This window comes from Arthrobacter sp. 35/47, from assembly GCF_000520475.1.
GTDB lineage: Bacteria > Actinomycetota > Actinomycetes > Actinomycetales > Micrococcaceae > Arthrobacter_D > Arthrobacter_D subterraneus.
On sequence record NZ_KI914613.1, the window covers coordinates 101,400 to 103,425 of the forward strand.

The window sequence follows — 2,026 nt, forward strand, 5'->3', positions numbered from 1 at the left end:
CCGGAGCGAGCCGGTAAGCGACGAGGAACTGCGGCGCGCGGTCGGCCAATTGTCCGGCGGCATGGTGCTGTCCCTGGAGGACAGCGGATCGCGGATGAGCAGGCTCGGACGCGCAGAGCTGGTCAGCGGTGAATTTCTCGGGCTGGACCTGACCCTTGAGCGGGTCCGGGCAGTGACCGCCGAACAGGTACAGGACCTGGCGCGGCAGCTGGCGGACGCGCCGCGGACAATTACCGTCGTCGGGCCGTTTGACAGTGAGGCTGAGCTGGGTCTGTAGGCCCGCGCAGGTGTCCTGCCGCCCTAGCCTCCGGCGAACGGCGGCAGGACATCCAGCACGTCCCCGCGCCGGATCGGCTCGGTCCGGCTACGCAGGGCAACCTCGTTGAGCAGGAAACTGCTGCGGTCCAGCACCCGGGCCATGGAGGGGTCGCCGTCCGGGTGGAGGCTGCGGATCTCCCGCAGAACCTCCTCCAGGGGTGCGCTGTCCAGGTCCAGGCGTTCCTCGGGGACGCCCGCGGCCGCCTGCGCCGCGCCGAAGTATCGAACCAGCACCTCAGCCGCCGATCGCGCTCATGGAACGGTCCGGCTGCACAAAATCCGGTGCTCCCAGGCCCGTATGGCCCATGCCGTGCGCCTTGGGCTTGGCCCACATGGCCTCCTGCCAGCGCTGGGCAATGGTGTCGTCGTCGGCTCCGGAGCGGAGCAGGTCCCTCAAATCGGTTTCCTCCCGTGAGAAAAGACAGCTCATGATCTTGCCTTCCGCGGTGACGCGGGTCCGCCGGCAGTCCGAGCAGAAGGGCTCGGTCACTGAGGCGATAATACCCACCGTGCCGAGAACGACGTCGGGCGCTTCCGGCCGGCGCACCTCCCACCGCTCAGCCGGGGCACCATCGCGGTTGCGCGGATCAGGGGTGAGCAGAAAGCGTTCGCTCAGCCGGTCGCGGATCTCGGCCGCGGTGATCATTCCTTCCCGGGTCCACCCATGGTCAGCGTCCAGCGGCATCTGTTCAATGAATCGCAGCTCAAACCCACGGCTCACCGCCCATTCGAGCAGGTCCGGCGCCTCATGGTCATTGATGCCGCGCATCAGCACAGCGTTGATTTTCACCAGCCCGAGCCCGACGGCGGCTGCCGCTTCAATACCGCGGAGAACCCGGTCCAGGAACGGACGGCGGGTCAGCTGGGCGAAGGTGTCAGGATGGAGCGAGTCCATGGACACATTGATGCGGGTCAGGCCGGCGTCCTTGAGCCGCTGTGCCTTCTTGTCCAGGCCCAGCCCGTTGGTGGTCAGCGAGACCGGAAGCTCCGGGTGCCGTGCGCGGATATCGGCGATGATGTCCACCAGGTCTGCCCGGACGAGCGGCTCGCCGCCCGTCAGCCGCAGCTCGCGGATGCCCAACAGGTCCACTCCGATACCGACGAGGCGCACGATCTCCTCGCGGGAGAGCACCTGGTCCTTCTGCAGCCACTGGAGGCCTTCCGCCGGCATGCAATAGGTACAGCGGAGGTTGCATTTGTCCGTGAGCGAAAGCCGCATGTCGGTAGCGCGGCGGCCGTAGGAATCGAGCAGTCCGCTCTGCTGTGCGTCCGCGCCCGTGCGGAAGTAAGGGCTGCCAAGTCGGATTGCCATAGTCCGAGGTTACGCCCTTTGCGCCGGTGCCTCTATCCGGGCCCCGGCGGGCGGGTGGTTCCGGCGGTCAGCGCGGCTAGTCTTGGTAACTGCAGCATTCGATGCCGCAGAACACACTGTCGGCGCGGGTTGATACAACGGGGCACAATGACACGAACAGTCGAGGAACACCAGCAGGCCGTGCTCGGCCTGCTGCGGTACAGCAGCGCGTTCGCAGACCGGCCGGCCGAAACGCTGCCGCTGGCAGCCGCCCGGGGGCGTGTGCTTGCCGAAGACCTGATGGCCCCGGTCAGCCTGCCGCCGTTCGACAACTCCCAGATGGACGGCTATGCGGTCCACCGCGATGACCTCGGAGGTGCTGAACCCCTGCGGCTCGCCATTGCGCGGCCCGTGCCG

2 protein-coding genes and 2 pseudogenes are annotated in these 2,026 nt (G+C 67.6%); 2 read left to right on the forward strand and 2 right to left on the reverse strand.

Going from position 1 to position 2,026, the window contains the following annotated elements; genetic code table 11:
• Window positions 1-277 (forward strand): annotated as a pseudogene (locus X803_RS21555) (insulinase family protein); the annotation flags it as partial.
• Window positions 278-300: 23 nt separating this feature from the next.
• On the opposite strand, the gene X803_RS0112960 reads toward X803_RS21555, so the two are convergent.
• Window positions 301-552, reverse strand: a complete 252-nt coding sequence (locus tag X803_RS0112960) for a MoaD/ThiS family protein (protein ID WP_026545463.1) — start codon at window positions 550-552, stop codon at window positions 301-303.
• A gap of 1 nt (window position 553) precedes the next feature.
• A complete protein-coding gene (gene moaA, locus X803_RS0112965; RefSeq protein ID WP_051470741.1) occupies window positions 554-1,630 on the reverse strand; it encodes a GTP 3',8-cyclase MoaA in 1,077 nt (358 codons plus the stop codon).
• 147 nt (window positions 1,631-1,777) lie between these two features.
• On the opposite strand from moaA, the pseudogene X803_RS19895 reads away from it, so the two are divergent.
• Window positions 1,778-2,026: pseudogene (locus tag X803_RS19895) on the forward strand (molybdopterin molybdenumtransferase MoeA); the annotation flags it as partial.

What these genes read in the sequence shown, in the direction of transcription:
- moaA (WP_051470741.1), bottom strand. Translation starts at nt 1,630, where the DNA reads ATGGCAATCCGACTTGGCAGCCCTTACTTCCGCACGGGCGCGGACGCA.